This is a genomic window from Vibrio intestinalis (assembly GCF_025195085.2).
Lineage (GTDB): Bacteria > Pseudomonadota > Gammaproteobacteria > Enterobacterales > Vibrionaceae > Vibrio > Vibrio intestinalis.
This window is the reverse complement of record NZ_JANAVY020000001.1, coordinates 418,684-438,273: the sequence shown is the minus strand read 5'-3', so window position 1 is coordinate 438,273 and position 19,590 is coordinate 418,684. Positions and strand designations below refer to the sequence as shown.

The window sequence follows — 19,590 nt, the reverse complement described above, 5'->3', positions numbered from 1 at the left end:
CTTAATGTCGTTGAATTTGTTGGTTCAGAATTTTAAAGATAACTCAAATTCTGACACTGAGTTATTGGTAGCTATTCATAACTGGGTTAGGGAAGAAATTAAGTTTGGCTTTACCGCTGATTTTGAGTCAGTCTGTCCAAAGAAAACCTTAGAAAATGGAGTCGGGCACTGCAATGCTCAAGCTGATCTTTTATGTCATTTGTTTACCTTAGCAGGCTTTGATGCAAGGCTAGCATTCGTCTACATCAACAAAGAAATTCTGAGATACTCTATTCCTAAGCTTGTTTATTTCTTCCTGCCTAAGAAGCTGTTTCATGCTGTAACTCAAGTGAAACTAGAGGGAAACTGGGTGTCTATAGATAGCTATATTTTTACTAAGTCCCAGTTTTCAAGTCAGCTAAATCGGTTAAAACAACACAGAGAAAATTTCTGCTTCGGGCTTCACCATCGTTCGGAGTGTCGGTGGGATGGTAAAACGGATTGTTTTTCTCAAGCTCAAAGTGCAGATATTGATGAGTTTTGCAAAGTGTATGAAAGCTTAGCCCAAGCGATCAAGTCTCAATCGAACACCAACAGAATTCTCGGAGTTCACTTTAGCACCTTGCTTAAACCTTTAGCAGCTAAGAATGGTATAGGACGTAGAGCTTTTCAAAGCTACATTAATCAATATTTGAACTGATAATTGGTTAATATTTTGCTTTTAGCAACACATGAAAGATTTAGCTTTTCAACCGCTGCTTTGGCTTCACTTCCATCAGGCATTTCAAAAAATGCAAAGCCTTTAGATAGGCCTGCTGCTTAGTCAAATACCAAGTTGCACTCTCTGACAGAGCCATATTGAGAGAACAAAGCGCGAATTTCGTGCTCAGTGGTAGTACCTTCTAAGTTGCAAACTAAAAGTTTCATAATGATTGCCTGATTTAGTTAACCAAGCGTAGAATTGACTTTCAGTGTGGGCGGCTTGATATTAAGGACTTTGGTTTTGGCCGTATTTTACTTCGAGTCGGTTACCGACAGCTTGGCGCGGATAAATTCGCTGTGGTCAACGTAGAGAAGTTCTGCTGTTTTACGGATGACCGCATCTTCCAATGGATCAATCTCACCATCGGCATGAGCGACTTCCCACATTGCCTTGATAAGTTCAAACCGCGTTTCTTGGCTCATCTCGCGTAGCTGAGAAGTAAACTCATACAAAGAGGCTGATTGCTTGGTTTGATTTTGCGCACGAGACAGTAGCGTTTTGCTGCCAGCCTCATCAAGGTCGAGTAGCCGAGCAACCAGCGCGATTTTTGCTTGGGTCTCTGCTTCATCTACTTGATGATCCGCGCCTGCGACTTCGCACAGTAAGCAAGCGATAGCGAGGTTTTCATCGGCTTGATGATTGTTGCTGAGGTCTTCGCCTTCAAGTAGCTGTTTAAAAAGCTTAGTGATCGAATTTAGCATCTATATCGCCCATTTTATTTCTTTATAACTCTATACATAGTGGCGTCATCAAGGGATCACAAGTCAATCATCACAACTTTTGCTCGATAGGAGGAAAGTGCACTTGTTTTCCTTCTCCGGTCAAAATTGAAATGTCACTTGGTTTACCATGGCTATCTAGCTTTAATTCACCAATTGCACTCGTGTTAACTAAGCGTTTTGAACCTTCGGTGTCTGGGTCTCGCTTATACACTTTTAAACGCTTACGTTTGGTGAAAAAGTTAAGCGGTGAGCGAGGTGAATAAATGGCTTGGTCTATCCAATCACATGCTGAAAGAAGCGGTTCAGGGAATTGATTTTTGAATCCACTACAGGTTATTTGGAAGATGTTTGGGCTGGATTTTCTAAATCTCAGCTTAATATCGTATGCAAAAGAGTAGTGCACATCGCCGGATAGAATCACAAAGTTAGTCGGGGTTTTTGTGTGGGTAAAAATACTTAATAGCGTATTAGCACTGCCCGGATGCGCCATCCAGTTCTCTGCGTCAATCAGCAGCGGTTGACCAAGTATGGTCATACTCTTTTGCAGCGCTTCAATAAACTTGACCCCAAACATAGGGGCTGCCGAGATGATGATCACCTTATCTTGGTGCATCAACTCTTGCTGAAATTCGATTAAAGCTTCCCAATCCATCAGACCTGATGGTTTGTTCATTCGCGATTCTGAGCGCCAACGACGAGTACGGGTATCGAGCACCACCACCTTAGGTGAGGCATCAATGGTGTAGTGCCAGCGCTCAAAAGTGTACAAGTAGTTGATTAGGTCGTCATGGCTTTGTGTTGATTGGCTACTGAAATAGCGCTTGGCTAAAGCGAGCAACTCGCTAGTAAAGTTATCAGGTTCATTGCCCCAACCTTGGCATAGCCAATAAGCGACCAACCCGTTACCGATAATGCGTTTGGAAAACGGGTTTTCGTAGGCGGCTTTTTCCCATCCCACGGTTAAGTTCCAATCATCGGTGATGTCGTGATCATCAAAGATCATGTAAGTGGGGATGTGCGCCATCAAGCGCTGGCTATTACCAAGCCCTGCGACAAACTGCTCGATGATAGGCTTTTCTGTGTGCCAGTTGTTTTGGGTCGCCGCTGATAGCTTTTCTCCACCTTGCACAAAGTTGTTATCCGCAAGGTGATTAAGATTGACCAATTGCCATACCGTCGGAGACCAAACCATGAGGTACATGGCAAAAAACTCGCTGAAACTTATCAGGTGATTCTCGGCCTCTCGTGAGCTAAAAATAGGCTCTTGAACATGAGGGAATAATCTATTCAGTAGGCGAGGTTCTGGCTGATATGTTGGCAGCAATTTATCGCGGTGGTAATAGCACCAAGGGTGAGAGTAGAGCTGCTGAGATGATGAAATAGGCGCATCGGTAAACTGCTCATCATATAGCCCAAGAGTTTGAATCACTTGGTGGATGGCATCGAGCATTGGGCCTGCAACATGATCTGCGTAAATTTGATCGCCGCTCATCATTAGCATGTCAGGGCGTTGTTCAAGGGTTTGCTTTGCGACTTTTAAATCCGCTTGTACTAGCGCATCTTTGCTCGGGTGATGAGGGTTGCGGCAAGAGCCATGCAGCAAATAATCTGCTTTGGTCGAGATTTTAAAAACTGGGCGACTCTCTTGCTGGTATAGCAATTCAGGAATCAGATCTGCCAATCTACCTTGAGCCGTTTGAATATCGTAACTTAGCGCGATATTGGTAGGAAATTCCCCTTTAAACTGAGCGCAAACAACATGGGCGTGCTGGCCTACTTGAAGTTGGCTAGAGAGATCAAACTCAGCTTGGTGAATTAAGCCTTGGTTGGCTTCGTCATAAAGCTCAAAAGTGGCTTGTAACGGTTGGCTGGTGACAAGCCAAATAACCAGTTCGTTGGCGGTGGTCTTTCTGAGAATAGGCCCAGCAAGAATAAGGGGAAGAGCTGAATTTGCTGTCATCAAAATCCTAATTATTCTACGTATTCATTTTCTAAGTCGGGCGCTTCTAATAATTCGACGATTTCAGAGCTAGAACGCTCATGGCCCATCAAAAACAGTGCAAGTATTGCATCAGCTTTACTTTTGGCATCGCTATCTTCTGCTATGATCTGTTCAAAGCGTTCGCGAATTAGCTCAATCTCATGCTCAACAAAGCCTCGGCCTTCTTCTTCACCTTGCTCTTCGTCAGGGGCGTTGTCGAATTGCAGAAACAACATATCGTCCACCTGATTGGTAGCGATTAGGCGTTCTGGTAACCACTCGTCGCCAGTCACCAAATTAAGGTCGGCGTCGGTCGGTAGTTGATTAAGTAAATGCTTGAATTCGGAAACTTTCACAATTATTTGAGTAAATAGAGCGTATTATCCTATTTTAACGGCTAATCGCCCTGAAACATAAGTAAAAAGTCGCGTTAATAACGTCTAAGTGGCCAAAAAATGACAATAAACACTCGCTGGCTGTTGCCAGTGTGCTTTTTAAGCTTCGCAAACTGCGCGGTAAGTGCAGATGAAAAACATCAATTTTCTGAACAAGAATGGGGGCTAGCGGCCATGTATCGCGTTGCCAGCATTCCTTTTGATACCCAAGATGGAGACCAAAGTGTTAGCACTTTTGTCCCTATGATGTTTTTTGAAAACGAATATGTCTTCGTCAACGGATTAGAAGGTGGTTTGCACCTTTATGATTGGCAGCAAGAGCAACTTGAGTTGAATGTATTAACCCGAATGCGTTTTGTTGATATTCCGGCCTCAGTACAAAATGCTGAGCAGGGGGATACCGCAGATTACGGTTTTCAGCTCAAATACCAGTTTGATGAGCAGTGGCATCTAAACACGGAATTGATGACAGATGATGAACTGAGATTTCATACTAACCTCACAGTGGGTGGTGAATTTGAGCAAGGGGATTGGCTGTTAAAGCCATTCGCGACATTGAGATACAAGGATGCGGATTTCAATAGCCAATATTTTGCTTTTCACGAATCGTCAGGCGAGAAAATTGGCGGCGGTGTGGATGCAAAAATAGGTCTAGATGTACGTTATCACGTGGCATCAAATCTTTATCTATTAGGCTCTACCAGTGTAACGCGCTTGGATGACAATGCGTATAACGCTCTTGCCGTTGAAGATAGATATCAAGGGGAAGTGTACGTTGGTTTTGGATTCTTCAATGATAAGAACAAAGAGTACAAATCAGAGCTGTCTAACCGACCATACCTACGTGTTGCCCATGGTTGGGGAACACCATCCAATATTGGTGACATTCTGGCGCTGAACGTAGAGAAAGATCCGTTTAATAACCAGCTTAGTTCGGTGTTTTATGGTCACCCATTAACGGATGAGTTGTTTGGGTTCCCTCTGGACATCTACTTCACGCCGGGTCTAGTGCATCATTGGTCGTCAGAAGTGCAATCATCCAGCACTGAGTTTGTCGCGGCCATTAAAGCTTACGTTACCGTTGAGTGGCCTATCGATTGGCGTTTAGGTATCGCGGAAGGTCTCTCTTACGTGGACAACATCACCTACATCGAACAAAGCGAAATGGATAGAAAAGGCTACAACGCCAGTAACTTACTTAACTATTTAGATTTCTCTGTAGATGTGAATGTCGGTCAGCTATTTAATCAGCCGGAATGGGAAAACATGTGGTTTGGTTATTCACTCCATCACCGTAGTGCGATATTCGAAAAAGCCTCCCAGTTTGGCCGAATTAAAGGTGGCAGTAACTACAATACGATTTATCTGCAATATGAGTTTTAGCCGCTCGTTGTTATAGGCTTATAACCTAGATTGCGAAACGCCCATAAGCACTGGTACTTATGGGCGTTTTATTAGCAAACTGTGATACAATCCCGCCAGTTTTAGATACAGCAAAGAATAGGACACGCTTTGACTTCGTCACAGCCAAATAAAAACAAGCCAGCAGAGCAAAAATCGCAAGCCAACAGTGCTGCCTCTCTGCGTAAAGCGCTTGAACAATGCATGCTGCGCGACCGATTCCGCTTAAGTAAGCGTATCGCAGGTGCTAACAAGATTAAGAAAGACGCTGCCCGCAACGCAGTGTTTGATGAGATCGCGCTCGATATCGCAAAATCCATGATGGATGTAGAGCAGCGCAGCGCGTATCAGCCAACCATTGAATACCCAGAAATCCTGCCCGTCAGCCAAAAGCGCGATGACATCGCCAAAGCCATCGAAGAAAACCAAGTGGTTATTGTCGCCGGTGAAACAGGTTCAGGTAAAACCACTCAGCTACCAAAAATTTGTGCCGAGCTTGGTCGTGGTAAATTTGGCCTGATTGGTCATACTCAGCCACGTCGATTGGCTGCACGTTCGGTAGCCAACCGCATTGCGGAAGAGATGGAAACGCAACTTGGCGAGTTCGTTGGTTATAAAGTTCGATTTAACGATCAAATTTCTGACAATACCCAAATCAAGTTGATGACAGACGGTATCCTACTGGCTGAAATTCAACACGACCGTTTTTTAAATCAATACGACACCATCATCATCGATGAGGCGCACGAGCGCAGCCTTAACATCGATTTTATTCTTGGTTACTTGAAAGAGTTGCTTCCGCGTCGTCCTGATTTGAAGGTCATCATTACTTCGGCAACCATTGATCCAGAGCGATTCTCTAATCACTTTAATAATGCGCCGATTATAGAAGTTTCTGGTCGTACTTATCCGGTTGAAACTCGCTATCGCCCGCTGCGTGGTGATGATGACAGCGACCGCGATCAACTTGAAGGTATCTTCGAAGCGGTTGATGAGCTGTGTGATGAAGGCTTAGGTGACATCCTAATCTTCATGAACGGTGAACGTGAGATTCGCGATACGGCGGATGCCTTATCGAAACGAAATTTAAAGAGTACGGAAATCGTACCTCTTTACGCGCGTTTGTCTGCGGGTGAGCAGAACAAGATCTTCCAGCCGCATGCTGGGCGTCGTATCGTATTGGCAACTAACGTAGCCGAAACCTCGTTAACGGTACCGGGCATCAAGTATGTGATTGACCCGGGTACTGCGCGCATTAGCCGTTATAGCTACCGCACTAAAGTACAGCGCCTTCCGATTGAGCCTGTCTCTCAGGCGAGTGCGAACCAGCGTAAAGGTCGTTGTGGTCGTGTGGAAGAGGGTATCTGTATCCGTCTTTACTCGGAGGAGGATTTTGAGTCCCGTCCTGAGTTTACCGATCCTGAGATTCTGCGTACGAACCTAGCGTCGGTTATCTTGCAGATGACGGCACTGGGCCTTGGCGATATTCAAGCATTCCCATTTGTTGAAGCGCCAGATAAGCGCAACATTCAAGATGGTGTTCGCCTGCTAGAAGAGTTAGGTGCGATTAGCGGCAATGAGAAAAATGGCCGCGAAGGTGATAAGAAAAAACTTACCGCGATTGGCCGTCAGTTAGCTCGCTTACCAATCGATCCACGTTTGGCGCGTATGGTACTTGAATCACCTAAATACGGTGCGACCAAAGAGTTGATGATCATTGCCTCGGCATTGTCGATTCAAGATCCGCGTGAGCGCCCAAGTGATAAACAGCAATCATCAGACGATAAGCATCGTCGCTTCTTCCATGAAGAGTCAGATTTCCTAACGTTTGTGAACTTGTGGGATTACATCCAGAAGCAGCAAAAAGCACTGTCGGGCAATCAGTTCCGCAAGCAGTGTAAGCAGGATTACCTGAACTACTTGCGTGTACGTGAGTGGCAAGATGTTTACTTCCAGATTCACCAAGCCATGCGTGAAATGGACTTTAAACTCAATGACGAGCCAGCGTCATACCAAGGTGTGCACTCGGCTATCTTAGTTGGCCTGCTTTCTCATATTGGTATGAAAGACCAAGAGAAGAACGAATACCAAGGTGCGCGCAACGCTCGTTTCCATATATTCCCTGCCTCTGGTCTATTTAAGAAGCAGCCGAAGTGGATTATGTCAGCCGAGCTGGTGGAAACATCAAGGTTGTGGGGCCGTATTATCGCCAAGATTCAGCCAGAATGGATCGAGCCTTTAGCGAAACACCTGATTAAACGTAGCTACAGTGAGCCACATTGGTCGAAAAAACGCGCAGCGGTGATGGCTTATGAAAAAGTCATGCTGTACGGAATTCCTATCGTACCAAAACGCTTAGTGAACTACGGCAATATTGATTCTGTGATAAGCCGAGAGATTTTCGTGCGTAGCGCATTGGTGGAAGGGGAATGGGAAACCAAACACGCCTTCTTCAAACAAAACCGTAAGCTATTGCAAGAAGTTGAAGAACTAGAGCATAAATCTCGTCGCCGCGATATATTGGTGGATGATGACGAGCTGTTTGATTTCTACGATCAGCGTGTAGGTACAGAAGTCGTTTCTGGTAAGCATTTTGATTCGTGGTGGAAGAAAGCCTCGCAGCAAAACAAAGAGCTACTCAATTTTGAAAAAGAGATGCTGTTCAAAGGCGATGCAAGCCACGTTACGGATTTAGACTACCCGAACTTCTGGCACCAGAATGGCCTCAAGTTAAAACTAAGCTACCAGTTTGAACCGGGTGAAGATAGTGACGGTGTCACAGTGCATGTGCCACTGCCGATCTTAAACCAGATTGACCAATCAGGCTTTGATTGGCAGATCCCGGGTTTGCGCCATGAGCTGATTGTGAGCTTGATTAAGTCACTACCGAAAACGCTGCGTAAGAACTTTGTTCCTGCACCAAACTATGCCGATGCGTTCCTTGCTCGTGTAACGCCAATGGAAATGCCATTGCTTGATGCACTAGAGAAAGAGCTGCGCCGCATGACAGGCACTGAGCTACTGCGAGAAGATTGGAACTTAGAGCAAGTGCCTGAGCATTTGAAGGTGACTTTCCGCGCTGTTGATCATCGCAACCGTAAACTCAAAGAGAATAAAGACCTTCATGAGCTAAAAGAAAGCCTAAAAGATAAGGTGCAAGAAACCTTATCTAAAGTGGCAGACGATGATATCGAGCAGCAAGGTTTACACACTTGGAGCTTTGGTGAACTGCCTCAGGTTTATCAGCAAAAACGTGGCGGTTACGATGTCAAAGCGTACCCAGCGATTGTAGATAGCAAAGACAGTGTTGAGATTAAACTGTTTGAAACTGAGTTCGAGCAGCACAACGCGATGCGTGCCGGTCAGCGACGTCTGATTCTTCTCAATGTGCCATCACCAATCAAATACCTGCACGCGAACTTGCCGAACAAATCTAAGCTGGGTCTTTACTTTAACCCTTACGGTAAAGTGTTGGATCTGATTGATGACTGTATCGCTTGTGGCGTTGATAAGCTGATTGAAGAGCAGGGCGGCCTTGTTTGGGAATCAGATAAGTTCGAAGCGATGAAAGAACACATTCGTGCAGAACTCGGTGACACTGTGGTTGAGATCGCTAAGCAAGTGGAAACGATCTTAACTACGGCATTCAACATCAATAAGAAGCTTAAAGGCAAGATTGATTTCAGCATGGCGTTTGCGCTGTCTGACATTAAAGCGCAAGTAGAAGGGCTTATCTTTAAAGGATTTGCCACTGAGTGTGGTTGGAAACGACTGCCAGATATTCTTCGCTACCTGAAAGCGGTTGAGCGTCGTATGGAGAAACTGCCAATCGATCCAAATAAAGATCGCTTGCACATGCTTAAGGTTGAGTCAGTGGCGAATGATTACAAAGAGCTACTGAACAAGATTCCGAAAGGTGTGGCAGTGCCTGAAAACGTCAAAGAAGTACGTTGGATGCTTGAAGAGCTTCGCGTGAGCTTCTTTGCTCAGCAGTTAGGTACGCCATATCCGGTGTCAGACAAGCGAGTGAAAAACGCTATCGACAACTGTTAATAGCCTTTATGCCAGCGCCCTTTGAATACACTTTGGGCGCTAACTTGTTAGATTGTTTAGATTTAACAGTGCCCTGTCATAACGGTATGCTATTTGCATTATTTTGCTCAACAGACAGCCATGTCAGAGAAACGGCAGAGCCTTGCCGTTCACTGGCATTACGATAAAGAGAAGGTTAATTATGAAAAAGACACTTATCGCTTTGGCGCTATTAGGTGCATCAGCGACTGCTTCTGCAGACTCTTGGATTTACGGTGGTGTTCAAGGCGGCCAATCTGACTTTTCAGGCGAGAATGACACAGCATACGGTGTGCATGTTGGTACGGGTATCCTACCATTCATCGGCCTAGAAGCAGGTTACTGGGATTTTGGTCAAGTAGAGTTTTCTGCTCCACGTGCAGGTATCACTGCAAAAGCGGATGCAAGCTCACTTTACTTTGCTGCTAAGCCAAGTATTGATTTCGGTCCTCTACATGTTTACGCGCGTGGTGGCTTACACTCTTACGATATCGGTTACAGCAGTAACTTTGGTAGCATCCCTTCAGATGATGGCATCGATATCATGTACGGTGTTGGCGCAGAGTACTCTGTACTTCCTGGTCTAACAATCGGTGCAGGTTACCAGAGCTTTGCAGTAGAAGTGGAAGGTGAAAGCGATAACATCAATACCTTTACGCTTAACGCGACATTCCACTTCTTATAATGATTAAGTGGTAAGAAATGATAAAACCCAGCAGTGATGCTGGGTTTTTTGTTTTGGGTTAACGTCGCTATTCATCGCCGAGCGTGGTTACGATGCACAGTTCACTGAGTTGATCGTATTGCTGCTGCATAGAGTTGAGAAAATCGTCAGCATCAGCAAATTTGGTAATGCCTTCGCCGAGCACAACATCACAATTGAAAGGAACAAACATCGCAGTGCCTTTTGGCAAAGAGCGGCCCAAACCTCTCATTACCACGGGCACAACTGGGCAGTTGTCATGTTCTTTAACTAAGTGATAAATCCCTTTCTTTAAACCACTCATCACCTCCGGCTCACCACGGCTGCCTTCAGGGAAGATGATTAGGATGTCTCCGTTTTTCAGTGCTTGGTGGCACTCATCAAATACAGCGTTTCGTTCACTTTTTGAAGGAGAACGGCGAATAGGAATGATACCGAGCACATTGAGTGACAACCAAGACGACAGCTTGTTTTTGAGAAAGTAATCCGCGGCCGCAACAGGGCGAACCTTGTGCACCATACTGATTGGGAACAGCGCTAATAACACTAAGGTATCAAGATGGCTATTGTGGTTAGCGGCGACAATCACAGGGCCTTTCTCTGGCAGATTTTGTCGTTGAATGACGTTAAGGCCTAAGCCAATAAACACCAACGGTTTGACCAGTAGCAGCACAAATAGAAACTTGAAAATCTTCATATTTAGCCCCTAATAGTACAAGTAGTAGATGTAGTGGAAGAACAGTGGCGCAGTAAACATCAAGCTGTCGATTCTATCTAAGATACCACCATGACCTGGGATGAACTGGCTGGTGTCTTTAATCTTAAGATCGCGCTTAACCGACGAGATAACTAAATCACCAATAAATCCACTAAATGCAATGATCATCCCAGCCACCATGCCCTGCAACGAGGTGAGCGGTGTTAAGTAAGGTGCGACAAAGTAACTAATGGTAATAATGGTAGCAGCGCCGCCGATAAAGCCTTCCCATGTTTTATTTGGGCTCACTTTTGGCACAATTTTATGTTTACCAAAGCTCTTGCCCCAAACGTACTGACACACGTCGTTGAACTGAGTAAAGACGAGTAGGAAGAGCAGCATTCCCATAGAACCAGCATCTGGATTCTTGCTTGGTAATACGAGTAAGTAAGCCATGTGGCTGACACAGAATACTGTTAGCATCAAAGCCCAGTGAATAATGCCCGCCGAGCGAATAAAGCCTTTAGTATCGCCAATTAATACCGCCACCATCGGTAGGTAAAGGAACATGTACACCGGAATAAAGATGATGAACATGCCGTACCAACCAATAGATAACCAGTAGTATTGGAAAGGGATAGACAGATAGGCCCAAAAGATCACACGGCGGTCAGTCATACGTGTTGGCACAATAGAGAGGAACTCTTTCAGCGCCATAAAGCTTAAAAAGCCGACGAAAATGAGGGTGTATTGCACTGGTAGGTAAAGCACCACAAACACAATGCCAATCATCCACCACCAAGAGCGAATACGTAGTTTAAGCTCTTGATAGTCTTTATCTGGGTTACGTCGTGATAAATACAAATAGGCGAGCGTTCCAACCATTAGAACTAAGATAATCGTCGCCATCATATGTAGCGAATGGGGAGGGATGTTCATCATGGGTTAGCTCGCTGTATCTGCTTCAGTGTTTGTTTCAGTGACCTCATCAGTATCCATTGAGAACTGTTTCGCTTTCGCATCATAGATCGCTTTTAAGCGGCGCCACGAGGTGTACAAACAACCAACTACCAGCACGCCTAATGTCACATCCATGGTGTAGATAAATGGTTCAGGGAGAATAACGAAAACTTGGTCAGCAAACATTACCAAGCAGATTACCGTTAATAGCGCCATGCGATGCTGTTTCGCCATCGGGCCTCTGAAGTCTGCTTCGCAGCCCATGCTGACACCGAGTACGCGAATATAAGCGGTTAGGACTGCAAGCAATGCGGCAGTCCATGCTAAAGGTAAAGCAAACTGAGATACGCCAATAAAACCTGCGGCTAGGATCAGTAGCGGGTCGGCAATTCTGTCGGGTACATCATTAAACAGTTCACCAGCAGGGGTCTTTTTCCCGCCTTCTACAGCAACCATGCCATCAAACAAGTTACACAGCAGGCGCATTTGAATTGCTACAGGTATCAGGATTAGCCAAACAGCGGAAGGGAAGAAGTGATAACCCACTGCAAAAGCCAGTCCCAATGCAGCAAAGGCCATGCTCATGAGAGATATTTGATTAGGGGTAATATTTTTATTGCTCAACCAAACAGCGATGCGTTTCGCGATGGAGAGATTGCGTACCGCGAGTGGTCTACGGTTCTTTTCTTCTTGTGGTTGCATAATGCCAGACATCCATTTTCATAATTGTCAGCATTATACCTCTGGTTTTATAAGCTCGACAGAAAAGTTACTTTTAAACATAGACTTATTTGATCTCCCTCCATTGGCGTCAATCGATATAGCGAGTTAAGGATGAGGAAAGGCTTTGATAAACGTTGGGGCTGGAAAATCCAAATAAATGCCTAACTATTTGTTAATAAACAACTTAATTACATCGTACTTGTTTTGTTTATCACAAATTGGTTTGTTTTATCGAATTTAAATTAATTTAACGAATATTATAAATTTGCATTTGATTCTAGGTGAAATAGGGCGGCAAGCTATGAAAAGTTCGGTAGGTAAGGTGGGATTCAGTTTGTTTCTGGCACTCACAATAGCAGGCTGTAAAAGTACACCAACAGTGTATCCAACAGGCCAGCGATTGTTATTGACTGGCGATACGTTGATTTATGAAGGAATGATCACTGGCGAAGGCGTGTTAGAAGCAATAAGGATGGTGAGGCAGAGTGACAATGCCATTAAAAAACTGAAGATCACCAGCACTGGTGGTGAAATGGCGGTAGGAATGGAGTTTGGTTACTTTGTTAAAGAGAACGATCTTGACGTCGAAGTCAGTGAGGTTTGTTTTTCCGCCTGCGCGAACTACATACTTCCTGCTGCGAAAAGTGTTGTGATTAATACCAATTCATTGATCGGTTGGCACGGTGGTGCTAAACAAACGGATAAACTTTGGCAACAAAGCGTGCCGAAAAGTAAACAAGTTGAGTTTATGACGTATTTAAATCGTCTACGAACCAAAGAGACTGCATTCTTTAAACATATGGGAGTCGACCAACAAATTACCACTTATGGGCAGACAATAGAGAATAGCTGCCAGATTAAGCAACAAACTCACGGTTGGTATTATACATTAGAAGACCTGCATCGAATGGGGCTCAAGAACATCACAGTTAAGGGCAGTGGTTTGTTGAATGAAATTGAATACAAAGATGATGGTGGTCAACTCGATACAACAGACTTCACGCCTCAAAAGATCACTTCTTGTTTGTTAGAGAGTGTCTTCGACCAAGCATAATGTATGTTTACGAATGATGCGCTGTCTCGATACGGTTCTAGACCAAGTAAAAAGCCACTCCTCGGAGTGGCTTTCGAATTTATTAGAGCTTTATGAGGTTAAGCGTTTTGCTTTTCTAGCTCTTCTACTTGTTGCTCATCTTCAATCAGAGAGTCAACAATTACCGCACATGCTGCATCACCAGTGATGTTAAGTGCTGTACGAATCATATCGAAGATACGGTCTAGAGCGAACAGTAGTGGTAGACCTTCAATTGGAATACCCGCTGCCAGTAGAACTGCAACTACTAGGAATGAAGGGCCAGGAACACCTGCTTGACCAACTGCGCCTAGCGTAGAAGTCACGATGATTGCGATGTACGCGCCAATACCTAAATCTACTTGGAACAGCTGTGCGAAGAAGATAGCAACCAAACCGTAGTAAATCGCGTTACCAGACATGTTGATTGTCGCGCCTAGTGGCAGTACAAATGAAGCGGTAGAGTTACGAACGCCTAGCTCGTTTTCACATGCATCCATTGTTACAGGTAGAGTCGCCATTGAAGATGCTGTTGATAGCGCAACTGCTTGAGGCTTCTTCATTACGGTTAGGAACTTCTTCGCTGATGTCTTAGTGAAGATTTGGATCATCAGTGGGTAGGCAACAAAACCGAAGATTAGGATAGCAGCTACGTAAACCACGAATAGCTTGAACACCACCATTAGTGCGCCGAAACCGAACGTACCAACTGCTTCAGCCATAAGACCAAATACACCGATAGGAGCAATGATCATTACTTTATTGATCATCCAAACCATAGCGTCAACGATGCAGTTTACACCGTTCATGATTGGGTCACGGCGGGCTTTGTCTTGCTTAGAAATAGCAATACCAAAGAACAGGCAGAATACCAAGATTTGTAGGATGTTTGCTTCGTTCAGTGATTGGAAAACGTTAGTTGGGATCATACCAGTGATGGTCGCCCAGAAAGTAGGTAGTTCACCTTTTGAAGCGTATTCTGATGAGAACATGCCTTCAACGCCAGAAACGTCGATGCCCATGCCCGGCTCAAATACAGTACCCATAACAAGTGCAAGTGTTACCGCTAACGCAGAGGTTAGAGCAAAGTAGCCAAGGGTAACTACGCCCACTTTACCTGCAGATTGGCTATTACCAAGACCTGCCGCACCTGAGATAAGTGCAACGGCAACTAATGGGATAACCAGCATTTTGATTAAGTTAATAAAAATTGCGCCCAGTGGAGCGAACATTGTGGCACTTTGGCCCATCATGGCACCAACGGCAGTACCAACGATCATTGCAATGACGACTTGAACGCCAATGTTGCTTAGCAAACTCTTTTCTTTTAACACTTCCATAACCTCTGTGCTAATAAATGTTTAATTCCTAGAATTAACGACTAACGGCTTTCGCTGTGTTGGTTAATTGTTTCGAGAAGGTTTTTACACGTTTGTTTTACAATTAGCAATAAGCAACTAGGAGCAAAGATTAAAACGTGAACAGCTTTTTGTGTGTTTGGTGATATTTCGCACGAAAGCAAACGTTTGCTCTTGGTGTTGTTATAAATTTGGAGCGCTTAGTTTATAAAATGGTGAGGATGGGTGTGGGTTGATTGGTGGGGTGAATGTTAATGAAAAGATCGATTGTCAGCTGGCAATCGATCTTTAAAGAATGTTACAGAATTACTTTTGAGTCGCCGCTTTCATTGATGAAATGAAGGCCTTGAGCTCGCTTAGCATTTGTTCTGGCTGCTCAACGTTTGATTCGATAATTTTAACCACGGCTGAGCCTGAGATAGCACCTGCTGCACCAGCATTTAGCGCTTGCTGTACTTGCTCAGGTTGAGAAATACCAAAACCCAGCAGCGCTGGTGGCGCATCAAATTGGTTTAAGCGCGCAAGCAGATGATCAACCGGCATGTTAGCCTTAGTTTCTGCGCCCGTTACTCCTGCGCGTGACAATAGGTAAGTGTAGCCACCACCAAGTTCAGCAACAGATTTTAATGTTTCATCGCTAGCCGTTGGCGGAGCGATGAAAATAGGGTGAATGCCATGCTTTTCCGCAGCAGCAACAAACTCTGCACTTTCGTTGGTGGGTACGTCGGCAATCAGAACTGAATCGATACCTGCTTTTGCGCAGCGCGCATAAAAATCATCTATACCGCGCGAGAAGACCAAGTTGGCGTACATCAATAGGCCAATAGGTAACTCTGGGTATTGAGCTCGAATCTTACCGATTTGCTCAAAGCAGATATCAGGCGTCGCGCCGGCATCCAATGCGCGAATGTTCGCGCCTTGAATGGTTGGGCCATCGGCGAGTGGGTCTGAGAAAGGGATGCCTAACTCTAGTGCGTCTGCTCCCGCTTCAACTAGCGTTTGCATCACAGCTAGAGATTGCTCTGGGTTTGGGTCACACACCGTAACGAAAGGAACGAACGCGCCTTGATTTTTCGCTTCCAGACGCTGGAACATTTGTTGATAGCGGTCCATTACATCACTCCTTTTTCTTCTAAAATGGCATGAACGGTAAAGATGTCTTTATCACCGCGACCCGATAGGTTCACCACCAATAGTTGTTCTTTTTCCGGATTTTCGCGTGCCATACGTAGTGCATGGGCTAGGGCATGAGAAGACTCAAGCGCAGGGATAATACCTTCACTACGGGCTAATTCTTGGAAAGCATCCAGTGCTTCATCGTCAGTAACGTTGTCGTATTCAGCGCGGCCAATCGCATTGAGGTGCGCGTGTTGTGGCCCAACAGATGGGAAATCCAACCCCGCAGATACAGAATAAGACTCTTCTACTTGGCCATTTGGATCTTGCATCAATGGTGCTTTCATACCAAAGAAGATGCCTGTTTTACCATGCTTCAGTGGCGCGCCGTGTTGGTCAGTATCAATGCCTTTGCCTGCGGGTTCTACACCAATTAGGCGCACGGTTTCTTCTTCGATGAAATCAGCAAACATACCGATTGCATTTGAACCACCACCGACACATGCGATGACGGCATCCGGCAGTCGACCTTCACGAGCTAGAATTTGGTTTTTGGTTTCCTCGCCAATCATACGTTGGAAATCACGTACAATGGTTGGGAATGGGTGAGGGCCAGCGGCGGTACCTAATAGGTAGTGCGCCTCTTCATAACTTGCAGACCAGTCACGCAGCGCTTCATTACATGCATCTTTTAGTGTTGCTGAGCCTGAGTGGACAGGAATCACTTCAGCTCCCATCAGCTTCATACGAAATACGTTCGGGCTTTGGCGTTCAACATCTTTCGCACCCATGTAAACGCGGCATTTCAAACCAAGCAACGCACAAGCAAGTGCCGTTGCCACGCCGTGTTGACCTGCGCCCGTTTCTGCGATGATCTCTTCTTTACCCATACGCTTAGCAAGCAGCGCTTGACCAAGTACTTGGTTGGTTTTGTGTGCACCGCCGTGGAGTAGGTCTTCACGCTTTAGGTAAAGCTTAGTCTTGGTGCCTTTTGTTAGGTTACGGGTCAGCGTTAGCGCTGTTGGGCGACCAGCGTACTCTTGTAGCAGCGCCATAAACTCGCTGCGAAACTCTGGGTCTTGTTGTGCATCAATAAACGCTTGCTCTAGTTGCTCTAGCGCAGGCACTAAAATTTGCGGAACGTACTGACCGCCATATTCGCCAAAGTAGGCATCTAACTTTGCCATTGCTCTCTTCCTTAATATTGTCTAATTGCAGCAAACGCTTGTTGCAACTTAGTTGAATCTTTTTTACCCGGGGCGCTTTCTACGCCTGAGTTTAGGTCTAGTCCCAAGCAGCCGAGTTGTCTGGCCTGTTGTGCATTGTCTGGTGATAGGCCGCCTGCAAGCATGGCTTGCTCAGTATCGCCGATGAGCGACCAATCGAACGTTTGTCCCGTACCGCCGCTTTGGCTGCCTACTTGGGCATCAAGCAGATGGCGGTCAATACCACGAGCGATGCGAGCAGGGGCGCTGTCGCTCACGCCATAGGCTTTCCATATTTCAGTTTCCGAAGGCAGTTGAGTACGCAACACTTCCACGTACTCTTGGGATTCTGCGCCATGTAGCTGAACCGCTGATAGCTTAAGTTGATTAGCGATCTCCGCCACGATTTCAGCAGGATGGTTTTGGAACACGCCAACATAGTTGAGTGGTGCGCCGCTCATTACGATGCGCGCCTCTTCTGGGCTAACGTAGCGTTTAGATTGTTCTACAAAGATTAAACCGCCAAAAACTGCGCCTGCTTGATAAGCTTTTGCCGCATCGTCGCTGTGAGTTAGGCCACACACCTTGTTTTCGCCTAAAGTCACTTTGCGAACCGCTAGCTCTAAGTTTTCTTCTGACATCAGAGAACTACCAATTAGGAAGCCATCAGAAAAAGGCACGAGGTCACGCACTTGCTGATGGGTATAAATGCCAGACTCTGAAATCACCGTCGCATTGGGGGCTAACTCGCGAATGGTTGGAGATAGCTGTTTGGTGCGGTTAAGGTCGGTAGAAAGATCGCGTAAGTTGCGGTTATTAATACCAATCACTTTCGCGCCTAGTTTTAATGCGCGGTGCAGCTCTTCTTCATTACTGACTTCTGTCAGAATACCCATGTTGAGCGAATGGGCGACGTCCGCTAGCTGCTGGTATTCTTCATCATTTAATACCGAAAGCATCAGTAAAATCGCATCGGCAGAGTAGTTTCTTGCCAGATACACTTGGTAGCTATCGACCATGAAGTCTTTGCATAACACAGGTTGGCGAACTTGGCCGCGCACCTGAGGTAAGAAATCAAAGCTACCTTGGAAGTATTTCTCGTCGGTTAATACCGAGATTGCATCCGCATGATTGTTATAAACCGATGCGATGTAATCGAGGTCAAAGTCATCACGAATAAGCCCTTTTGACGGAGACGCTTTCTTACATTCAAGGATAAATGCCGTGTGCTCATCACCAACCGCTTGATAGAAGTCGCGATCAGACGGGGTTAACTCGGCTTTAAAGCTTGCTAAAGGTTGCTCAAGTTTACGCGCTTCTACCCATTGATATTTGTCGTGCACGATTTTCGCTAATACTTCGGCCATCTGCGCTTCTTTAATCGAAACGTGTTGCGACAGTTGGTTTTGCTGAGATTGGTCTGTCATGGTGTTGTTATCCTCGCGCAGCCAGTTGTTGAACAAGCTGATACGCTTTACCTGAGTTCATCGCTTCGATGGCTTGCGCTGCATTGGCCTTTAGATCTTCATGACCAAATAGACGCATTAACAGCGCTACGTTAACCGCAACCGCGCCGAGCTGAGCATCTGTACCTTTACCCGTTAAGATATTGGTGATGATCGCTTTGTTCTCTTGCGGGTCGCCGCCTTTGATTGACTCTAATGGGTAGATTTCCACGCCAAAATCTTCTGGCGTTAATGTGTATTCAACAATTTCGCCATTTTTGATTTCGGCGACTGTTGTTGCACCATGAATCGCTACTTCATCTAGGCCACTACCATGTACCACTGCTGCGCGCTTCATGCCCATTTTTAGCATGGTTTCTGCAATCGGGCGCACTAATTCTTCGCTGTAAACACCCATTAGCTCGATGTTAGGGCGAGCAGGGTTAATCAGTGGGCCTAGAATGTTGAAGATAGTGCGAGTTTTCATGGTTTGGCGCACTGGCATAGCATGGCGCACACCGCCGTGATATTGCGGCGCAAAGAGGAAAGCAACGCCAAGATCGTCGACCGCTTTGGCGGTGTCTTCTGCGCTCATCGCCAGATCAATACCAAAGGAGTCCAATAAGTCTGAAGAACCTGATTTACTTGATACGCTGCGGTTGCCGTGTTTGGCAACCTTTAAGCCACACGCCGCAGCAACAAAGGCGGCCGTGGTCGAAATATTGATGGTGTTGTGACCATCACCGCCTGTACCCACAATGTCTGCAAAGTCGTAGTCCGGGCGTGGGAAAGGGTTGGCATTCGCCAGTAGCGCTTTGGCTGCGCCGGCGATCTCTTCTGGGGTCTCGCCTTTGATTTTAAGTGCCGTCAGCGCAGATGCCATTAGGATTGGGTCTAACTCGCCACGAATAATGACATCGAAAAGCTGTTGGCTCTCTTGCTCAGAGAGTGACTGCTGGTCGTATAGTTTATTAATAATCTGTTCCATGACGTTGTTCC

16 protein-coding genes and 1 pseudogene are annotated in these 19,590 nt (G+C 45.7%); 5 read left to right on the top strand and 12 right to left on the bottom strand.

What is annotated here, in order from left to right; translation table 11 throughout:
- The first annotated feature begins 4 nt into the window (after positions 1-4).
- On the top strand, positions 5-679 hold the full coding sequence (locus tag MU515_RS01885) for a transglutaminase-like domain-containing protein (RefSeq protein WP_260258675.1): 675 nt from the start codon (positions 5-7) through the stop codon (positions 677-679).
- Here MU515_RS01885 and MU515_RS01880 read toward each other — a convergent pair.
- From MU515_RS01880 to MU515_RS01865, 4 genes and pseudogenes are all read right to left on the bottom strand, one after another.
- Positions 664-906 (bottom strand): annotated as a pseudogene (locus MU515_RS01880) (RNA recognition motif domain-containing protein). The gene MU515_RS01885 and the pseudogene MU515_RS01880 sit on opposite strands and share 16 nt — an antisense overlap.
- An 87-nt stretch (positions 907-993) precedes the next feature.
- Positions 994-1,443, bottom strand: a complete 450-nt coding sequence (locus MU515_RS01875) for a tellurite resistance TerB family protein (RefSeq protein WP_260258674.1) — start codon at positions 1,441-1,443, stop codon at positions 994-996.
- A gap of 70 nt (positions 1,444-1,513) precedes the next feature.
- A complete protein-coding gene (locus tag MU515_RS01870) occupies positions 1,514-3,424 on the bottom strand; it encodes an alkaline phosphatase D family protein (RefSeq protein WP_260258673.1) in 1,911 nt (636 codons plus the stop codon).
- Between the two features lie 11 nt (positions 3,425-3,435).
- Complete coding sequence (locus MU515_RS01865; protein WP_260258672.1) at positions 3,436-3,801, bottom strand: VC1380 family protein; 366 nt, start codon at positions 3,799-3,801, stop codon at positions 3,436-3,438.
- Between the two features lie 99 nt (positions 3,802-3,900).
- On the opposite strand from MU515_RS01865, the gene MU515_RS01860 reads away from it, so the two are divergent.
- From MU515_RS01860 to MU515_RS01850, 3 genes are all read left to right on the top strand, one after another.
- Complete coding sequence (locus MU515_RS01860; protein WP_260258670.1) at positions 3,901-5,223, top strand: MipA/OmpV family protein; 1,323 nt, start codon at positions 3,901-3,903, stop codon at positions 5,221-5,223.
- A 129-nt stretch (positions 5,224-5,352) separates the two neighbouring features.
- Positions 5,353-9,294, top strand: coding sequence for an ATP-dependent RNA helicase HrpA (hrpA, locus tag MU515_RS01855; protein WP_260258669.1), 3,942 nt, complete (start codon positions 5,353-5,355; stop codon positions 9,292-9,294).
- A 181-nt stretch (positions 9,295-9,475) separates the two neighbouring features.
- Positions 9,476-9,997, top strand: a complete 522-nt coding sequence (locus MU515_RS01850; protein WP_260258668.1) for an outer membrane beta-barrel protein — start codon at positions 9,476-9,478, stop codon at positions 9,995-9,997.
- A 67-nt stretch (positions 9,998-10,064) separates the two neighbouring features.
- Here the strand turns inward: MU515_RS01850 and MU515_RS01845 are convergent, their stop codons facing one another.
- Genes MU515_RS01845 through MU515_RS01835 form a run of 3 tightly spaced genes read right to left on the bottom strand, consistent with a single transcriptional unit; the run spans position 10,065 to position 12,374 of the window.
- On the bottom strand, positions 10,065-10,712 hold the full coding sequence (locus MU515_RS01845) for a lysophospholipid acyltransferase family protein (protein WP_260258667.1): 648 nt from the start codon (positions 10,710-10,712) through the stop codon (positions 10,065-10,067).
- A gap of 9 nt (positions 10,713-10,721) precedes the next feature.
- The gene (locus tag MU515_RS01840) at positions 10,722-11,654 is read right to left on the bottom strand and encodes a phosphatidate cytidylyltransferase (RefSeq protein ID WP_260258666.1); all 933 of its coding nucleotides are present in this window, start codon (positions 11,652-11,654) and stop codon (positions 10,722-10,724) included.
- A gap of 3 nt (positions 11,655-11,657) precedes the next feature.
- A complete protein-coding gene (locus MU515_RS01835; RefSeq protein ID WP_260259164.1) occupies positions 11,658-12,374 on the bottom strand; it encodes a CDP-alcohol phosphatidyltransferase family protein in 717 nt (238 codons plus the stop codon).
- 322 nt (positions 12,375-12,696) lie between these two features.
- On the opposite strand from MU515_RS01835, the gene MU515_RS01830 reads away from it, so the two are divergent.
- Positions 12,697-13,449: a hypothetical protein gene (locus MU515_RS01830; protein ID WP_260258665.1), complete on the top strand. Its 753-nt coding sequence runs from the start codon at positions 12,697-12,699 to the stop codon at positions 13,447-13,449.
- Between the two features lie 98 nt (positions 13,450-13,547).
- On the opposite strand, the gene MU515_RS01825 is transcribed toward MU515_RS01830, so the two are convergent.
- The 5 genes from MU515_RS01825 to trpD form a co-directional block, all read right to left on the bottom strand.
- On the bottom strand, positions 13,548-14,807 hold the full coding sequence (locus MU515_RS01825; protein ID WP_260258664.1) for a dicarboxylate/amino acid:cation symporter: 1,260 nt from the start codon (positions 14,805-14,807) through the stop codon (positions 13,548-13,550).
- 324 nt (positions 14,808-15,131) lie between these two features.
- A complete protein-coding gene (trpA, locus tag MU515_RS01820; RefSeq protein WP_260258663.1) occupies positions 15,132-15,938 on the bottom strand; it encodes a tryptophan synthase subunit alpha in 807 nt (268 codons plus the stop codon).
- Positions 15,938-17,128, bottom strand: coding sequence for a tryptophan synthase subunit beta (trpB, locus tag MU515_RS01815; protein ID WP_260258662.1), 1,191 nt, complete (start codon positions 17,126-17,128; stop codon positions 15,938-15,940). The genes trpA and trpB overlap by 1 nt, the downstream gene beginning before the upstream one ends.
- A gap of 11 nt (positions 17,129-17,139) precedes the next feature.
- A complete protein-coding gene (trpCF, locus tag MU515_RS01810) occupies positions 17,140-18,573 on the bottom strand; it encodes a bifunctional indole-3-glycerol-phosphate synthase TrpC/phosphoribosylanthranilate isomerase TrpF (protein ID WP_260258661.1) in 1,434 nt (477 codons plus the stop codon).
- Between the two features lie 7 nt (positions 18,574-18,580).
- Positions 18,581-19,579, bottom strand: coding sequence for an anthranilate phosphoribosyltransferase (gene trpD, locus MU515_RS01805; protein ID WP_260258660.1), 999 nt, complete (start codon positions 19,577-19,579; stop codon positions 18,581-18,583).
- Positions 19,580-19,590 lie beyond the last annotated feature (11 nt).

Bases quoted from the DNA above. Each gene is read 5' to 3' on its own strand.
- MU515_RS01830 (WP_260258665.1), top strand. From the start codon at position 12,697: ATGAAAAGTTCGGTAGGTAAGGTGGGATTCAGTTTGTTTCTGGCACTC.
- MU515_RS01850 (WP_260258668.1), top strand. From the start codon at position 9,476: ATGAAAAAGACACTTATCGCTTTGGCGCTATTAGGTGCATCAGCGACT.
- trpCF (WP_260258661.1), bottom strand. From the start codon at position 18,573: ATGACAGACCAATCTCAGCAAAACCAACTGTCGCAACACGTTTCGATT.
- trpD (WP_260258660.1), bottom strand. From the start codon at position 19,579: ATGGAACAGATTATTAATAAACTATACGACCAGCAGTCACTCTCTGAG.
- MU515_RS01860 (WP_260258670.1), top strand. From the start codon at position 3,901: ATGACAATAAACACTCGCTGGCTGTTGCCAGTGTGCTTTTTAAGCTTC.
- MU515_RS01840 (WP_260258666.1), bottom strand. From the start codon at position 11,654: ATGATGAACATCCCTCCCCATTCGCTACATATGATGGCGACGATTATC.
- MU515_RS01845 (WP_260258667.1), bottom strand. From the start codon at position 10,712: ATGAAGATTTTCAAGTTTCTATTTGTGCTGCTACTGGTCAAACCGTTG.
- trpA (WP_260258663.1), bottom strand. From the start codon at position 15,938: ATGGACCGCTATCAACAAATGTTCCAGCGTCTGGAAGCGAAAAATCAA.
- MU515_RS01870 (WP_260258673.1), bottom strand. From the start codon at position 3,424: ATGACAGCAAATTCAGCTCTTCCCCTTATTCTTGCTGGGCCTATTCTC.
- MU515_RS01885 (WP_260258675.1), top strand. From the start codon at position 5: ATGTCGTTGAATTTGTTGGTTCAGAATTTTAAAGATAACTCAAATTCT.
- MU515_RS01835 (WP_260259164.1), bottom strand. From the start codon at position 12,374: ATGCAACCACAAGAAGAAAAGAACCGTAGACCACTCGCGGTACGCAAT.
- MU515_RS01825 (WP_260258664.1), bottom strand. From the start codon at position 14,807: ATGGAAGTGTTAAAAGAAAAGAGTTTGCTAAGCAACATTGGCGTTCAA.
- MU515_RS01875 (WP_260258674.1), bottom strand. From the start codon at position 1,443: ATGCTAAATTCGATCACTAAGCTTTTTAAACAGCTACTTGAAGGCGAA.
- trpB (WP_260258662.1), bottom strand. From the start codon at position 17,128: ATGGCAAAGTTAGATGCCTACTTTGGCGAATATGGCGGTCAGTACGTT.